Origin of the sequence: Pseudomonas ovata, assembly GCF_003131185.1 — a bacterium.
Taxonomy (GTDB): Bacteria; Pseudomonadota; Gammaproteobacteria; order Pseudomonadales; family Pseudomonadaceae; genus Aquipseudomonas; species Aquipseudomonas ovata.
In genome coordinates this window covers 78,664-94,169 of the sequence record NZ_QFFU01000017.1, presented here as the reverse complement: position 1 = coordinate 94,169, position 15,506 = coordinate 78,664, and the positions used below count along the sequence as shown (strand labels likewise).

At 61.7% G+C, this 15,506-nt stretch carries 12 protein-coding genes; 7 read left to right on the top strand and 5 right to left on the bottom strand.

The window, feature by feature from the left end; translation table 11 throughout:
* Positions 1-238 precede the first annotated feature (238 nt).
* Both thiI and typA read left to right on the top strand, forming a co-directional pair.
* Positions 239-1,693 carry a tRNA uracil 4-sulfurtransferase ThiI gene (gene thiI / locus DGA31_RS20295; RefSeq protein WP_109513755.1) on the top strand — a complete coding sequence of 485 codons (1,455 nt, stop codon included), beginning with the start codon at positions 239-241 and terminating at the stop codon, positions 1,691-1,693.
* A gap of 136 nt (positions 1,694-1,829) precedes the next feature.
* Positions 1,830-3,650, top strand: coding sequence for a translational GTPase TypA (gene typA, locus DGA31_RS20290; protein WP_056840482.1), 1,821 nt, complete (start codon positions 1,830-1,832; stop codon positions 3,648-3,650).
* A 261-nt stretch (positions 3,651-3,911) separates the two neighbouring features.
* On the opposite strand, the gene DGA31_RS20285 is transcribed toward typA, so the two are convergent.
* From DGA31_RS20285 to DGA31_RS20275, 3 genes are all read right to left on the bottom strand, one after another.
* The gene (locus DGA31_RS20285; RefSeq protein WP_056840483.1) at positions 3,912-4,367 is read right to left on the bottom strand and encodes a YkgJ family cysteine cluster protein; all 456 of its coding nucleotides are present in this window, start codon (positions 4,365-4,367) and stop codon (positions 3,912-3,914) included.
* A 206-nt stretch (positions 4,368-4,573) separates the two neighbouring features.
* Positions 4,574-5,950: a DUF3482 domain-containing protein gene (locus DGA31_RS20280; protein WP_109513754.1), complete on the bottom strand. Its 1,377-nt coding sequence runs from the start codon at positions 5,948-5,950 to the stop codon at positions 4,574-4,576.
* Positions 5,943-7,322: a DUF2868 domain-containing protein gene (locus tag DGA31_RS20275; protein ID WP_109513753.1), complete on the bottom strand. Its 1,380-nt coding sequence runs from the start codon at positions 7,320-7,322 to the stop codon at positions 5,943-5,945. Before DGA31_RS20275 ends, DGA31_RS20280 begins: the two co-directional genes overlap by 8 nt.
* Positions 7,323-7,414: 92 nt before the next feature.
* On the opposite strand from DGA31_RS20275, the gene DGA31_RS20270 reads away from it, so the two are divergent.
* The 4 genes from DGA31_RS20270 to darG all read left to right on the top strand — a co-directional run bounded on the left by DGA31_RS20270 (position 7,415) and on the right by darG (position 11,234).
* Positions 7,415-7,933, top strand: a complete 519-nt coding sequence (locus tag DGA31_RS20270) for a dihydrofolate reductase (protein ID WP_109513752.1) — start codon at positions 7,415-7,417, stop codon at positions 7,931-7,933.
* A 153-nt stretch (positions 7,934-8,086) separates the two neighbouring features.
* Complete coding sequence (locus tag DGA31_RS20265; RefSeq protein ID WP_109513751.1) at positions 8,087-9,148, top strand: HAD family hydrolase; 1,062 nt, start codon at positions 8,087-8,089, stop codon at positions 9,146-9,148.
* A gap of 347 nt (positions 9,149-9,495) precedes the next feature.
* Positions 9,496-10,137, top strand: coding sequence for a type II toxin-antitoxin system toxin DNA ADP-ribosyl transferase DarT (gene darT, locus DGA31_RS20260; protein ID WP_109513750.1), 642 nt, complete (start codon positions 9,496-9,498; stop codon positions 10,135-10,137).
* Positions 10,137-11,234, top strand: a complete 1,098-nt coding sequence (darG, locus tag DGA31_RS20255) for a type II toxin-antitoxin system antitoxin DNA ADP-ribosyl glycohydrolase DarG (protein WP_109513749.1) — start codon at positions 10,137-10,139, stop codon at positions 11,232-11,234. Before darT ends, darG begins: the two co-directional genes overlap by 1 nt.
* A gap of 44 nt (positions 11,235-11,278) precedes the next feature.
* On the opposite strand, the gene ilvD is transcribed toward darG, so the two are convergent.
* Complete coding sequence (gene ilvD, locus DGA31_RS20250) at positions 11,279-13,120, bottom strand: dihydroxy-acid dehydratase (protein WP_056840488.1); 1,842 nt, start codon at positions 13,118-13,120, stop codon at positions 11,279-11,281.
* Between the two features lie 357 nt (positions 13,121-13,477).
* Between ilvD and DGA31_RS20245 the strand changes: the two genes are divergently transcribed.
* Positions 13,478-13,864, top strand: coding sequence for a hypothetical protein (locus tag DGA31_RS20245; RefSeq protein ID WP_109513748.1), 387 nt, complete (start codon positions 13,478-13,480; stop codon positions 13,862-13,864).
* Between the two features lie 411 nt (positions 13,865-14,275).
* On the opposite strand, the gene DGA31_RS20235 is transcribed toward DGA31_RS20245, so the two are convergent.
* A complete protein-coding gene (locus tag DGA31_RS20235) occupies positions 14,276-15,472 on the bottom strand; it encodes a class I SAM-dependent rRNA methyltransferase (RefSeq protein ID WP_109513747.1) in 1,197 nt (398 codons plus the stop codon).
* Positions 15,473-15,506: the final 34 nt, after the last annotated feature.

Genomic DNA, 15,506 nt, shown 5'->3' with positions numbered 1-15,506 from the left:
CAAGGGAGCAATTTGCATGCCAGTGCCCTGAGTTGGGTTCTGCGCCCCAAATCCAAGCGTTAAATGCACGCAGGCGGATTTTCGGCAAAATATGTGCACCATCATGAGGCTGAATTTGCTGCAAGTGTTCGTTTTTGGTGCGCCGATGATCGGGCATACGATAACTGGTTAAACCTTGAGCAATTTCCGCTATAATCCGCGCCCCTCTTTTTTAGCTGGCCCCACGCGCATTGTTTCTATGAAACTGATCGTCAAAGTTTTCCCCGAAATCACCATCAAAAGCCCGCCGGTGCGCAAGAAGTTCATTCGCCAGCTGGCCAAGAACATCCGTACCGTCCTGCGTGAGCTGGATGCTGACATCGTCGTGGGCGGCGTGTGGGACAACCTGGAAGTCGAAACCCGGCTGACCGATCCGAAGATCCTGCAGGGCATTACCGAGCGCCTGAGCTGCATGCCCGGGATCAACCAGTTCCTGCAAGTGGCCGAATACCCGCTGGGCGACTTCGACGACATCGTCGCCAAATGCAAGGCGCACTACGAAGACCTGTTGCCCGGCAAGGTGTTTTCGGTGCGCTGCAAGCGTGCCGGCCGGCACACGTTCACCTCCATGGAGGTCGAGCGTTACGTGGGCAGCCAGCTGCGCCGTCAATGTGGCGCCGCCGGCATCGAGCTGAAGCAGCCCGAGCTGGTGGTGCGCATGGAGATCCGTGACCAGCGCCTGTTCGTGATCCACAGCCAGCACCAGGGCCTGGGCGGCTACCCGCTGGGCGCGCTGGAGCAGACCCTGGTGTTGATGTCGGGCGGTTTCGACTCCACCGTGGCGGCCTATCAGATCATGCGCCGCGGCCTGGTCACGCATTTCTGCTTCTTCAACTTGGGCGGCCGTGCCCACGAACTGGGCGTGATGGAAGTCGCGCATTTCATCTGGAAAAAATACGGCAGCTCCCAGCGCGTGCTGTTCGTCAGCGTGCCGTTCGAAGAAGTTCTGGGCGAAATTCTGCAAAACGTCGATGACAGTCATATGGGTGTAGTGTTGAAGCGTATGATGTTACGCGCAGCCTCGGCCATGGCCGAACGCCTGGAGATCGACGTGCTGGTCACCGGCGAGGCGATTTCCCAGGTGTCGAGCCAGACCCTGCCGAACCTGAGCCTCATCGATTCGGTGACCGACAAGCTGGTGCTGCGGCCGCTGATCGCGACCGACAAGCAGGACATCGTCAACCTGGCGACGAAGATCGGCACGGCCGAGTTCGCCCGGCACATGCCTGAATATTGCGGGGTGATTTCGGTCAACCCCAAGACCCATGCCAAGCGCAACCGCGTCGAGCATGAAGAAACCCGCTTCGACATGGCGGTGCTGGACCGCGCCCTGGAGCGCGCCCGCCTGGTGACCGTTGATCAGGTGATCGACGACCTGGGCCAGCATGTCGAGGTTGAAGAAGTCCAACAAGCCCTGGCCGGCCACGTCATCGTCGACATCCGTCACCCGGATGCCCAGGAAGACCAGCCGCTGCACGTGCCGGGCATAGAAGTACAGACGCTGCCGTTCTATGCATTGAACAGCCGTTTCAAGGAACTGGACGGTAATCGCCAGTACCTTTTGTATTGCGACAAAGGCGTCATGAGCCGCCTGCATGCTCACCATCTGCTCAGTGAGGGGTATGCCAATGTGCGCGTATATCGACCGAGCTAAACGCCCGGGGCTGTTTGCCTGTGGCTTGCGTCACCGGCCCCCCGACGCCTAGTGCATCGGCCGACGCCTCAAGCTTCAAACGTTAATCGCTGCCCTCAACCGGCAGCAGACCGAATCCTCTGATCGAGATACACAAGTGATCGAAAATCTCCGTAACATCGCCATCATCGCGCACGTTGACCACGGTAAAACCACACTGGTCGACAAGCTGCTGCGTCAGTCCGGCACTCTTGAGCGCAACGAGCTCAACGACGAGCGCGTGATGGACTCCAACGACCAGGAGAAAGAGCGCGGTATTACCATTCTGGCGAAAAACACCGCCATCAACTGGAACGGCTACCACATCAACATCGTGGACACCCCGGGCCACGCCGACTTCGGCGGCGAAGTAGAGCGCGTGATGTCGATGGTCGACTCCGTACTGCTGCTGGTCGACGCCCAGGACGGCCCTATGCCGCAAACCCGCTTCGTGACCAAGAAGGCTTTCGAAGCCGGCCTGCGTCCGATCGTGGTCATCAACAAGGTCGACCGTCCGGGCGCGCGTCCTGACTGGGTTCTGGACCAGATCTTCGATCTGTTCGACAACCTGGGCGCCACCGAAGAACAACTGGACTTCCAGGTCGTCTACGCCTCGGCCCTGAACGGCATTGCCGGTCTGGATCACACCGACATGGCCGAAGACATGACCCCGCTGTACCAGGCCGTTGTCGACCACGTACCGCCACCGGCCGTTGACCGTGACGGCGCGTTCCAGATGCAGATCTCCGCTCTGGACTACAACAGCTTCCTGGGTGTGATCGGCGTTGGCCGTATCGCCCGTGGTCGCGTCAAGCCGAACACGCCGGTCGTGGCCATCGGTGCCGACGGCAAGCGTCGCAACGGTCGTATCCTGAAGCTGATGGGTCACCACGGTCTGCACCGCATCGACGTCGAAGAAGCTGCCGCCGGCGACATCGTCTGCATCAGCGGCATGGACTCGCTGTTCATTTCCGACACCCTGTGCCACCCGGACACGGTCGAGGCGATGAAGCCGCTGACCGTCGACGAGCCAACCGTTTCCATGACCTTCCAGGTCAACGACTCGCCATTCTGCGGTAAAGAAGGCAAGTTCGTGACCAGCCGTAACATCAAGGACCGTCTGGACAAGGAGCTGCTGTACAACGTTGCCCTGCGCGTTGAAGAAGGCGACTCGGCCGACAAGTTCAAGGTTTCCGGCCGTGGTGAGCTGCACCTCTCGGTACTGATCGAAACCATGCGTCGCGAAGGCTTCGAGCTGGCCCTGGGCCGTCCTGAAGTGATCATCCGCGAAGTCGACGGCGTCAAGCAGGAACCGTTCGAAAACGTCACCATCGACATCCCTGAAGAAGCGCAGGGCAAGGTCATGGAAGAGATGGGCCTGCGTAAAGGCGACCTGAGCAACATGGTGCCGGATGGCAAGGGCCGTGTGCGTCTGGAATACAACATCCCTGCACGTGGTCTGATCGGTTTCCGTAACCAGTTCCTGACCCTGACCAACGGTGCCGGCATCCTGACCTCGATCTTCGATCGCTATGACACCGTCAAGTCGGGCCACATGTCCGGCCGTCAGAACGGCGTTCTGGTTTCGGTCGAGACCGGCAAGGCGCTGACCTACTCGCTGGAAACCCTGCAGGCGCGCGGCAAGCTGTTCGTCGAGCACGGCCAGGAAATCTACAACGGTCAGATCGTCGGCCAGAACAGCCGCGACAACGACCTGGGCGTCAACCCTACCAAGGGCAAGAAGCTCGACAACATGCGTGCTTCGGGTAAAGACGAAACCATCGCCCTGGTTCCGCCAGTGAAGTTCACCCTGGAACAGGCCCTGGAATACATCCAGGAAGACGAGCTGTGCGAAGTGACGCCGAAATCCATCCGTCTTCGCAAGAAGATCCTGGACGAAAGCGAGCGTACCCGCGCTGCCAAGAAAGCCAAGAACTGAGTAATCGGTTAACCGGCTGAAAACAAAACGCCCCCGGTCGCAAGACCGGGGGCGTTTTTGTGTGTGCTACTGGCACCGGCGGATGTAGGTGCGCGCTCTGCCGGAATGCCGGACACCGCGACCGGCTGCGTTAGCAGTCGTAAAATTTCAGCGTTTCACAGATTTTGCGAGCGCTGCGCACTCGGTCGCGGTGGTCCGGCATTCCGGCAAGCGCGCTCCTACCGGGCCCGATGTCTACTGCGCGACAAGCCCTGAGTCTCATCAGAACTTGAGCGGCACCCGGCCCGAGTTGGCGTTCAGCGTGCCGCTTGTGTTGCGCTCCACCGCCTTGGGCTTATAGGCGCAGTAGCCCGGGCGCGGGCCGATCTTCGGGTGGCTGCGGCAGGTGTCGGGGCGCTTTTCGTAGATGGTGCACAGCCGGCTCTTGCGGTCCAGGTACAGGCAGTCGTTGTTGCTCATGCGCTGCAGGGTGAAAATCCCGCTCTTCTGGTTGTAGCGCTCGATAGTCCCTTCCTTGAGCAGGCGCTTGGCGATGTTCTTGGGCGGCTCGCCGCTTTCGAACTCATCGACCACACCGATGCGGATCAAGTCCTTGATCTTCACTTCCACCGGCAGGGTGCAGCAACTGGAAATGCAGCCTCCGCACATGTGGCTGGCGTATTTGGCCCAGGTTTCAAGGCGGTCGATTTCAGCAGCGGCAATCAGGGTGGGTTTCATTATCGGTTCTGGCAGACGGTCATCACGGGCGCGGGATGATACCGGGCTGCACGGCTTTACAGTAGCGATAGATGATGGCCGGGCATTGCGCGGACCTGTGAGAGGCGGCGATGAGGACAACAAAGCCGGCACATCTGCTGCGTCGGTACCGAAGCATTCGCCAGCCGTTGCTGCCCCCCCACACGTTCAATCAGCGGGCATTAGTGTCAGCTCTCCAGCACCTGCGCCAGCGCCTCCAGGGTTTCCTGCCGTTCGGCCTGGCTCAGCCGGGGATGGGCGTTGAGCGCCGACCATTGCGGATGCGCCCGCGCCTTGCGCAGCGGCTCGGGCAGTTTACCCTGGCGCCAGTGATCATCCTGCGGGTCGGCCAGTTCGATGCTGGTCATTGCCGCATGGCCGCGCACGCTCAGAGCCTGCAACAACTGGCGCTGACGCAGGGCCAGCAGGCGCAGCACGCTGTCGTCCACGGTCAGCTCGCGCAGGCCCCTGAGCTTGCCCAGCAAGCGGCCGCCGTAGCTGCGTGCCGTCAGCAGTGCGCCACCGGCAATCGCCCCGACCAGTGCCGCCGCGCCCAGGGTGATGCCGCCGACCAGCAGGTCGACCCCGGCACCGGCCGCTGCGCCGGCGGCCACGCCACCGCCGACCCTTATGCCGAGCAGACGCAGGGTCTCGGGGTTGAACAGGTCGTCGCCCCAGCGCCCGTCGAGCAGCGGCAGATGGCTGGCCGCCGCATCCTGGACCCGAAAGGCATACAGCGTGAGCAGGCTTTCGACACAGCGTTGCTCGCGCTGGCGCACCGCCTGGTGCAGCGCTTCGATGGCCTGACGCTCGGGCGCTTCGCGCGATTCGACACTGCGCCGGCAGGCCGCACAGTCGATCAACAGGTCGGCAATCAGTCGCGTTGCGCTGTGATAGCGGGCCTGGCGTTGCACCTCGATGTCGGCAATCAGCATTTCCAGGCGTGGCCGGGCGCTTTCCAGCAGCAGGGCCAGGCTTTCATACAGGCGGCGCTCGCCGTCTTGCGGCGGCGCGACGCTGTCGAAACGCACCAGCGCATGCAGGCCCAGGCGTGACAGCGCCTCGCGCCAGTCGGCTTCGCGCTGTTGCGGGCTGCTGACAAAATTGAGCACCGGCAGCAATGGCTTGCCACAGCTGGCCAGCACCGCCAGTTCATCGCGGTACTTGGCCAGCACCGGTTCGCGGGCGTCGATCACGTACAGCCCGGCATCACACGCCAGCAACTGGCGCAGCACCTTGGCTTCCTGCTCGAAGCGCTGGCGCGCCTCGCTGCCTTGCAGAAACAGCGCCAGCCGCGCCGGGCCGTCCAGGCGCTGTTCGGCGGCCACGCGCTCCAGGTAATCGAGCAGGTCGATGGCGTCTTCAAGGCCCGGCGTATCGTACAGCTCCAGCAGTGCCTGGCCGTCCACCGACAGGCGTGCGCCCTCGACATGCCGGGTGGTGCTGGGGCGATGTGACACCTCGCCGAAGGTCACGTCACGGGTCAGGGTGCGCAGCAGCGAGGTCTTGCCGACATTGGTGTGGCCGACCACCGCCAGCTTCAGCACGGGCAAGGCTTCAGTCATGGCCTGTCTCCAGCCAGTTCATCGGGGCGCTGTCGGTGCACGTCAGTTGCAGGTCGCGCAGTGCCACTTGCCAGTCGTCCAGGCGCTCGGGATCAAGCTGCTGCCCCGGCGGCGCTGGCAGCAGCCACAGACGGGTGGCGCCGGCATTGCGCGCCAGCTCGGCGATCAGCGCCAGGCTGCCGCGATCCGGCGAGCGGCGCGGGTCGCAGGCGATCAGCAGGCGGGCCGGCGGCGTGTGGGCCAGGTGTTCGAGCAGACGATGGCGCGACTCGCGGCTGTCGAGCACCCCGGCATTCACCACGCTGTCGGCGTGTGCGGGTGGCCAGGGCTGTTGATCGTCCAGCTCGATGGCCACCAGCACGGCGCCATTGCGGGTCATCGCCGCCGTGGGCGCACTGACCTGATGCACCTGCGCCGGTGCCGCATCGTTGACCCCCAACCGCTCGCTACTGGGCATCAGGCGCTCGCGCAACTGCAGGTAGGCGGGGTCTTCGAGGTCCAGCCGCAGGGCCTGGCGCCCACGCCGCCAGCGCCACAGGCACAGCCCGGCCAGCAACAGGCGCGGCAGGATGCCGTAGATCAACAGCACCCCGACCAGCCAGGCGGCCCAGCTCTGCCGGGCGTCTTCCAGGCCGGTGAGGCTGTTGCCGCTGGCGCGGATCATCTCGGCGTCCGGCACACTGAAGCCCAGCCAGGCGGGCAGTGCGCCCAAGGCCTGGGTCAGGCCGACAAACGTCTCGCTGCCCAGGATCGTGGTTTCCCAGACAAACCCGTAGCGCCGCGTGGCCATCAGCGCCAGCATCACCACCAGCGCGCTGAGCAGGGCCAGCAGCCACAAGCCGTTGCTCAGCAGGCCCAGGGCCCAGCGCTCCAGGCGTTGGCGTTGCAGCAGCACCAGCAGGGCGGGTGCCAGTTGCACGGCCTGGGCATCGCGGGCCAGCCGGGCACTGAGCCACAACCACACTTGCCCGAGGCTGGCGCTGCCCTGGCGGGTGAACAGCATGCCCAGCGACCAGCCCAGCAACAGCAGCAGGTTGACGCCCAGCAGGCTGCCCAGCGCCCAGAACACATTGACCGGTGCACGCCCGTCGCCCAGCGCGGCAAAGGCCAGGCCCGCGCCGCTGGCCACCGACAGCAGCATCAGCAGCATCAGCGCCAGGCGCGCACCATGCTTCCAGCGATACAGGGCGGCTTTCATGCCGTCACGTTCGGCCAGATGCAGGGCGCGGTGCTGGATACGCGTTGCCAGATCACCCTGGGCGGTACGCGCCTGGCGACAGGCTTGCAGGTCATCGAGCGGGCCGGCCTGCGCCTCGCGCAGGCGCACCGCTTCAGTCAGCCAGAGGGTATCGAGGGGAGTCAGGGCAGTCACACAGCGTCTCTTTGAGAAATACCAACGGGCAGCATACCGCTGTGAGCGGGCTTGAGGGGTAACAGTTCCGTGGCTCTGGTATTCTCGCCGACATGAAAAAACAACTTCCCCTCAGCCTGATCGCCGCCCTGGCCGCCAACCGGGTGATCGGCATCGACAATTCCATGCCCTGGCATTTGCCGGGGGATTTCAAATACTTCAAGGCCATGACCCTGGGCAAGCCGATCATCATGGGGCGCAAGACCTGGGACTCGCTGGGTCGCCCGCTGCCGGGCCGGCTGAACCTGGTGGTCAGCCGCCAGAGCGGCCTGATGCTGGAAGGCGCCGAGGTCTTCGCTTCCCTGGAGGCGGCCGTACAGCGTGCCGAACAATGGGCGAGCGAGCAGGGCGTCAGCGAGGTGATGCTGATCGGCGGCGCGCAGCTGTATGCGCAAGGGCTGCCCGAGGCCGACCGCCTGTACCTGACCCGTGTCGAGCTTGAGCCTGAAGGCGATGCCTGGTTTCCGGAGTTCGACGCCGGGCAGTGGCAACTCGCGTCGACCCAGGCCAATGCTGCCGCAGACGGCAAGCCGGCGTATCACTTCGAGGTGTGGGAACGGCGCCAGGGCTGACATTTTTTTGTCATGAAAGTGTCGCTTTTGCGGCCCGCTGTCGTGAACGGACAGATGCCTGACGCAATTGAGGCCGTAACGGGTCGCAGGCATGCATAAGTGGTCACAGGATTTTGTTACGGTCGAACGCCTCTACCATGAAGGGGCATCACCATGAAGTTTCAGCGAGGATTGTTAGCGGTCGCGCTCTGCCTGGGTCTGGCCATTACAGGCCAGGCGTCGGCCACCGATTTGAAGCACTGGCCAGAGCCTGCCGCCAAGGCGCTGGAGGCGATGATCACCGCCAACGCCAACAAGGGTAACTACGCGGTGTTCGACATGGACAACACCAGTTACCGCTTCGACCTCGAAGAGTCGTTGCTGCCGTACATGGAAAGCAAGGGCCTGATCACCCGCGACACCCTCGACCCGTCGCTGAAACTGATTCCCTTCAAGGACACCGCCGAGCACAAGGAAAGCCTGTTCAGCTACTACTATCGCCTGTGCGAACTCGACGACATGGTCTGCTACCCGTGGGTGGCCCAGGTGTTCTCGGGCTTTACCCTGCAGCAGCTCAAGGGCTACGTCGATGAGCTGATGGCGCTCGGCAAGCCGATCCCGGCGACCTACTACGACGGCGACACGGTAAAAACCCTTAATGTCGAGCCGCCGAAGGTCTTCACCGGGCAGACCGAGCTGTACAAGAAACTGATGGAGAACGGCATCGAGGTCTACGTGATGACCGCCGCCTCCGAAGAACTGGTGCGCATGGTCGCCTCCGATCCCAAGTACGGCTACAACGTCAAACCGGAAAACGTCATCGGTGTGACCATGCTGCTCAAGGACAAGAAAACCGGCGAACTGACCACCGCACGCAAGCAGATCACCGCCGGCAAGTACGACGCCAAGGCCAACATGGACCTGGAAATTACCCCGTACCTGTGGACCCCGGCCACCTGGATGGCCGGCAAGCAGGCCGCGATCCTGACCTACATCGACCAATGGAAGAAACCGGTGCTGGTGGCAGGCGATACCCCGAGCAGCGACGGCTACATGCTGTTCCACGGGGTCGACGTCAGCAAGGGCGGCGTGCACCTGTGGATCAACCGCAAGGACAAGTACATGAAGCAGCTCGACGGCATGATCAAGAGCAACGCCGAGGCCCAGGCCAAGGAAGGTCTGCCGGTGACGGCAGACAAGAACTGGGTGGTGGTCAAGCCGGAGGAGATTCAGTAATACATGCCCTTCCAGAGAGCAAAGCGCTGTTACAGATTTTGCTCTCTGGTTTACAGCAAGAGCGGGGTCCGTCGCTGAATTCGATGTTGTCTTGCGTTTATGCTCGTGGCAATGAGACGCGATCATGCCCAGACGATTAGGTGGGACATGATGGAACGACGGGACTATCATGATCAGCTGTGCAAGCGTGTGTGCATGGCTGAATGCCCAATACCGGGGCCTGCTCTTGCCACGCAATTTGCCAAAACCCTTACCCCATCGGCGAGCGCGCCGTCAGGGGCTGGCTCACCAACGGACTGTCCTGGTCGTTTATGGGGCGAGGCCGATCCTCATATGTTTCCTCCCGAATGAACTACAAAAATCTCAATTCAGGCAAAGCCCTCATTTGGCGTATTGTCCACAGGGATAACCTGCCATGGTTGCTCGATAATGGCGTTCCTGCCGTTGCCACGGGTCGCCTTACCCGTCAGTACGTCAACATCGGCAACCCGGATCTGATCGACAAGCGCTCTCAGCGTCAGGTGCCTATCTACCCGGGTGGTACGCTGTCCGACTATGTGCCGTTTTACTTCACCCCGTTTTCAGTAATGATGAAAAACATTCACTCGGGCTGGGGCGTTCAGCAGCGTCTGAACGAGGAAATCCTGATTCTGGTCTCCAGTCTGTACCATGTGCAGTCCCTTGGACTGCGTTTCGTTTTTACCGATGCGCATGCCTATCCTCACTGGACTGGCTATTACAGTGACCTCCAGCACCTTGAGCGCCTCGACTGGGCGATCCTGCAGCAGCGCGATTTCAAGCGCGATCCGGATGACCCGCGGAAAATGGAGCGCTACCAGGCCGAAGCGCTTATCCACGAGCATGTGCCTGTGGCAGCGCTGCTGGGTATTGTCTGCTACAACGAAGATTTGCAACGCTGGGTAACCGAGGAAGTTCGACAACGACAGTTGGACCTGCCCGTACATGCTCGACCAGGGTGGTACTTTTGATGATCCGTTTTACGCAAGGTAATCTGCTTGAGGCCAGGGCAGAAGCACTGGTCAATACAGTCAATACGGTAGGGGTGATGGGCAAGGGTATTGCGCTGATGTTCAAGGAGCGCTTTACCGATAACTATCGTCGCTACAAGGCTGCGTGCAAGGCCCATGAGGTGGTGACAGGAAAAATGTTTGTCACGCCGGTGCAGGAGTTGCAAGGGCCGCGCTGGATCGTCAACTTTCCAACCAAGCAGCATTGGCGTTCACCTTCGCAACTGAGCTGGATCATTGAGGGGTTACACGATCTTCGCAATTTTATTGTCCAGAATGAGGTCGGGTCCATTGCCATTCCTCCTTTGGGGGCCGGCAATGGAGGTTTGAGCTGGTCATTGGTGCGTGAGCAGATCGAAGCGATTCTGGGTGACGTTGATTCGGAAATTCTGGTTTTCGAGCCCACGGGGACCTATCAGAACGTGTCCAAACGCAGTGGGGTTGAAAGCCTGACGCCTGCGCGTGCCCTGATCGCTGAACTGGTGCGTCGTTACTGGGTTCTGGGTATGGAGTGCAGCCTTCTGGAGATTCAGAAACTGGCATGGTTTCTGGAGCGCTCTCTGGAGCGCCTGGCGCCTGAAAATCCTCTGGCGCTACAGTTTGTTGCCCATAAGTATGGCCCTTATGCCAACCGCCTCGATCACTTGCTGGACAACCTGGATGGTAGTTATTTGCACTGTGAAAAGCGTATCAGCGATGCAGGGCCTATGGATGTCATCTGGTTTGATGAAGGTCGCAAGGCTTTTTTACACACCTACCTCAATAGCGAGGCGAAGGCTTATTTGCCAGCGCTGGAGTTTACCGCCCATTTGATCGATGGCTTTGAGTCACCCTACGGGATGGAGCTGTTGGCCTCTGTGGATTGGCTGCTTTATCGAGAGGGCGTAGAGCCGGAGGTCGCCGCATTGAGGCAAGGGCTGAAGAGGTGGAGCGACGGCAAAGGCGCTGCGGCTCGAAAGAATGCTTTATTCGATGATGACTCGCTCTGTATCGCGTTGCAGCGTTTATCGGCGACTCAATCGAGTTGTCAGGATCACGATAAGCTCGGAATGTTATGAAAAACCGGCGCCAGGCGCCGGTTTTTCATTGACCGCAACTCGCCTTACAGGCCGTCGAGCAGCGCCTTGTTGCGCACCGCGCCCTTGTCGGCGCTGGTGGCCAGCAAAGCGTAGGCTTTCAGGGCCGTGGTCACCTTGCGTGGGCGGACTTCAACCGGTTTCCAGCCTTTGGCGTCCTGTTCGACGCGGCGGGCGGCCAGTTCTTCGTCACTGACCAGCAGGTTGATCGAGCGGTTCGGGATGTCGATCAACACCTTGTCGCCGTCGCGCACCAGGCCGATGGCGCCGCCGGCGGCTGCTTCAGGCGAGGCGTGGCCGATGGACAGGCCGGAGGTGCCGCCCGAGAAGCGACCGTCGGTCAGCAGGGCGCAGGCCTTGCCCAGGCCCTTGGACTTCAGGTACGAGGTCGGGTAGAGCATCTCTTGCATGCCCGGACCGCCTTTAGGGCCTTCGTAGCGGATGATCACGATGTCACCTGCCTGCACTTCGTCGGCCAGAATGCCGCGTACCGCACTGTCCTGGCTTTCGAAGATCTTGGCGTTGCCTTCGAAGACATGGATCGACTCGTCGACGCCGGCGGTTTTCACTACGCAGCCGTCCAGGGCGATGTTGCCGTACAGCACGGCCAGGCCGCCTTCTTGCGAGTAGGCATGCTCGAAGCTGCGGATGCAGCCGTTCTCGCGGTCGTCGTCCAGGGTTTCCCAACGGGTCGACTGACTGAACGCGGTCTGGGTCGGGATGCCGGCAGGACCGGCCTTGAAGAAGTGGTGCACCGCTTCATCGGTGGTCTGGGTGATGTCCCACTTGGCAATGCCTTCGGCCATCGAGCGGCTGTGCACGGTCGGCAGGTCGGTGTGCAGCAGGCCGCCACGGGCCAGCGAACCCAGGATGCTGAAGATGCCACCGGCGCGGTGCACGTCTTCCATGTGGTACTTCTGGATGTTCGGCGCCACCTTGCACAGCTGCGGCACCACGCGCGACAGGCGATCGATGTCGCGCAGGTCGAAGGCAATCTCGGCTTCCTGGGCTGCGGCCAGCAGGTGCAGGATGGTGTTGGTCGAACCGCCCATGGCGATGTCGAGCATCATGGCGTTCTCGAACGCCTTGAAATTGGCAATGTTGCGCGGCAGCACCGAGTCGTCGTTGTCGCCGTAGTAGCGCTGGCACAATTCGACGATGGTGCGCCCGGCCTGCAGGAACAGTTGCTCGCGGTCGCTGTGAGTGGCCAGGGTCGAGCCGTTGCCCGGCAGGGCCAGGCCCAGCGCTTCGGTCAGGCAGTTCATCGAGTTGGCGGTGAACATGCCGGAGCACGAACCGCAGGTCGGGCAGGCGCTGCGCTCGTACTCGGCGACTTTCTCGTCGCTTGCGGTGGAGTCGGCGGCGATGACCATGGCGTCGACCAGGTCCAGGCCGTGGCTGGCCAGCTTGGTCTTGCCCGCTTCCATCGGACCGCCGGAAACGAAGATCACCGGAATGTTCAGGCGCAGGGCGGCCATCAACATGCCAGGGGTGATCTTGTCACAGTTGGAGATGCACACGATGGCGTCGGCGCAGTGGGCGTTGACCATGTACTCCACGGAGTCGGCGATGATCTCGCGGCTCGGCAGCGAGTACAGCATGCCGTCATGGCCCATGGCGATGCCGTCGTCCACGGCAATGGTGTTGAATTCCTTCGCCACGCCACCGGCGCGCTCAATCTCGCGGGCCACCAGCTGCCCCAGGTCCTTGAGGTGCACATGGCCCGGGACGAACTGGGTGAAGGAGTTGGCGATGGCGATGATCGGCTTCTTGAAGTCGGCATCCTTCATGCCCGTGGCACGCCACAGGGCGCGGGCACCGGCCATGTTGCGGCCGTGGGTGGAAGTCTTGGAACGATAATCAGGCATTGGAGCACTCCGGCAAAGCAGGCTAATCAGTAAGGGGAGTGAGCTTCTATAGGCGCCGCAGACACAGGCAGTGACCGGATGTTGCGAAGAAACCGACTACCGTGGGATCACCGGGCAATCGGCCTGAGCTCATAAACCCGCCGGGGATGACTGGCGATGAATACCGGCGATTCTACACCTTGGGGAGGTGTTGCGGACAGGGAGGTGCTCAAGCGGGTATTTGCTGTGAGGATCAAGAGAAAAGTCTGTTTTTACTGTAGGGCTTTTCTGAACGTGCCTTATGGCGGTGTCAGGGCTGTGATTGCCTCGCTACAGTCTGCGCCCGGCTCGACAAGAGCTCTGACTCAAGGACGCAGCATGAGCGATAAAAGCCCCGGCACCACCGGTATCAAGGCACTGTGCGGCTACTGTGATGAACAGATTTTGCCCGATGACAAGCAGTTGCTGACCCTTTATTCCAATGAGTCGCTGGCATGTCCGTCGTGCAAGCGGCCGCAGAAGCTGCCTGAAGACCAGCGCGAAGCCTTATTGGCAAAAACCGACCCTGGTAAAGGCTATAAATACACAGTCATGGGGCTAGGGCTTTTCACCGTAACGTCCTGCGTCCTTATGCTGATCGGTGCCATTTCCAGCGTCGTCTTTATGCTGGCAACGATGATCTTCCTTGCCGGCAACTTCATTGCAAGGTCCGTTTTTACACCCTCCACGGATGAGTGGGTGGTCACGCTCGTCGATGGCGAGTGACCAAGGCTCACCCGCGTACACCGGCCGGGGGGTAGGAGCGCGCTTGCCCGCGACCGAGTGCGAAGCGCTCGCAGAAATCTGCGAAACACCACAAATTTACGACTGCTAACGCAGCCGGTCGCGGGCAAGCGCGCTCCTACAGTCCCGATAACCGCTGGGTGATGTTAACTGTTGGGCAACAACCGGCACGTAATGCTCTTGATGTACCGCGTTTCGACAATCGCCGGGTGCACCGGGCCCTGGCCGCCGCGTTCGAGCAGTTGGATATCCGGCCGGGGGTAGGAGCGCGCTTGCCCGCGACCGGCTGCGTTAGCAGTCGTAAAATTTCAGCGTTTCACAAATTTTGCGAGCGCTGCGCACTCGGTCGCGGGCAGAGCGCGCTCCTACAGTCCCGATAACCGCTGGGTGATGTTAACTGTTGGGCAACAACCGGCAGGTAATGCTCTTGATGTACCGCGTTTCGACAATCGCCGGGTGCACCGGATGGTCCGGGCCCTGGCCGCCGCGTTCAAGCAACTGGATATTGCGGTCCAGGTGACGGGCGCTTTGCAGCAGGATGTTCTGCAGGTCGTCTTCGGGCAGGTGCATCGAGCACGAGGCGCTGACCAGGATGCCGTCCTTGCTGAGCAGGCGCATGGCCTGTTCGTTCAGGCGGCGGTAGGCGCCTTCGCCGTTCTTCATGTCCTTCTTGCGCTTGATGAAGGCCGGCGGGTCGGCCACGATCACGTCGAAACGCTCTTCGGACGCCTTGAGTTCTTTCAGGGCTTCGAACACGTCGCCTTCGATGCAGGTCACTTTCTCGGCAAAGCCGTTAAGGGCGGCGTTGCGCTCGACACCGTCCAGGGCGAAGGCCGAGGCGTCGACACAGAACACTTCGCTGGCCCCGAACGCACCGGCCTGGATGCCCCAGCCACCGATATAGCTGTACAGGTCCAGGACGCGCTTGCCCTTGACGTAGGGGGCCAGGCGCGCACGGTTCATGCGGTGGTCGTAGAACCAGCCGGTCTTCTGCCCGCCCAGCACCGGGGCTTCGAACTTCACGCCGTTCTCTTCCAGCGCGACCCACTCGGGCACCGCACCGTAGACGGTTTCGACGTAACGGTTCAGGCCTTCGGCGTCGCGGGCGCTGGAGTCGTTCTTGAACAAGATACCGCTGGGCTTGAGCACTTGCACCAGAGCGGCGATCACGTCGTCCTTGTGCTGCTCCATGGTCGCCGAGGCCAGTTGCACCACCAGAATGTGGTCGAAGCGGTCGACCACCAGGCCCGGCAGCAGGTCCGAGTCGCCGTACACCAGGCGGTAGAACGGCTTGTCGAACAGGCGCTCGCGCAGTGACAGGGCGACATTGAGTCGATGCACCAGCAGCGACTTGTCCAGCGGCAGCTTGATGTCACGCGACAGCAGGCGGGCGCAGATCAGGTTGTTAGGACTCATGGCCACGATGCCCAGCGGCTTGCCGTTGGCGGCTTCCAGCACAGCCTGGTCGCCTGCGGCGAACCTGTTCAGCGGGCTGGTGGCGACATCGATTTCGTTGCTGTAGACCCACAGGTGGCCGTTACGCAGGCGACGGTCGGCATTGGCTTTGAGGCGCAGGCTGGGCGGGGACATGACGTCGCTCCGGAAAAAAGAGCGGGATTATAGC

Coding starts and splice junctions, on each gene's coding strand:
- ilvD (WP_056840488.1), bottom strand. CDS start 13,120: ATGCCTGATTATCGTTCCAAGACTTCCACCCACGGCCGCAACATGGCC.
- DGA31_RS20245 (WP_109513748.1), top strand. CDS start 13,478: ATGAGCGATAAAAGCCCCGGCACCACCGGTATCAAGGCACTGTGCGGC.
- thiI (WP_109513755.1), top strand. CDS start 239: ATGAAACTGATCGTCAAAGTTTTCCCCGAAATCACCATCAAAAGCCCG.
- DGA31_RS20280 (WP_109513754.1), bottom strand. CDS start 5,950: ATGACTGAAGCCTTGCCCGTGCTGAAGCTGGCGGTGGTCGGCCACACC.
- DGA31_RS20235 (WP_109513747.1), bottom strand. CDS start 15,472: ATGTCCCCGCCCAGCCTGCGCCTCAAAGCCAATGCCGACCGTCGCCTG.
- DGA31_RS20265 (WP_109513751.1), top strand. CDS start 8,087: ATGAAGTTTCAGCGAGGATTGTTAGCGGTCGCGCTCTGCCTGGGTCTG.
- darG (WP_109513749.1), top strand. CDS start 10,137: ATGATCCGTTTTACGCAAGGTAATCTGCTTGAGGCCAGGGCAGAAGCA.
- darT (WP_109513750.1), top strand. CDS start 9,496: ATGAACTACAAAAATCTCAATTCAGGCAAAGCCCTCATTTGGCGTATT.
- DGA31_RS20285 (WP_056840483.1), bottom strand. CDS start 4,367: ATGAAACCCACCCTGATTGCCGCTGCTGAAATCGACCGCCTTGAAACC.
- DGA31_RS20270 (WP_109513752.1), top strand. CDS start 7,415: ATGAAAAAACAACTTCCCCTCAGCCTGATCGCCGCCCTGGCCGCCAAC.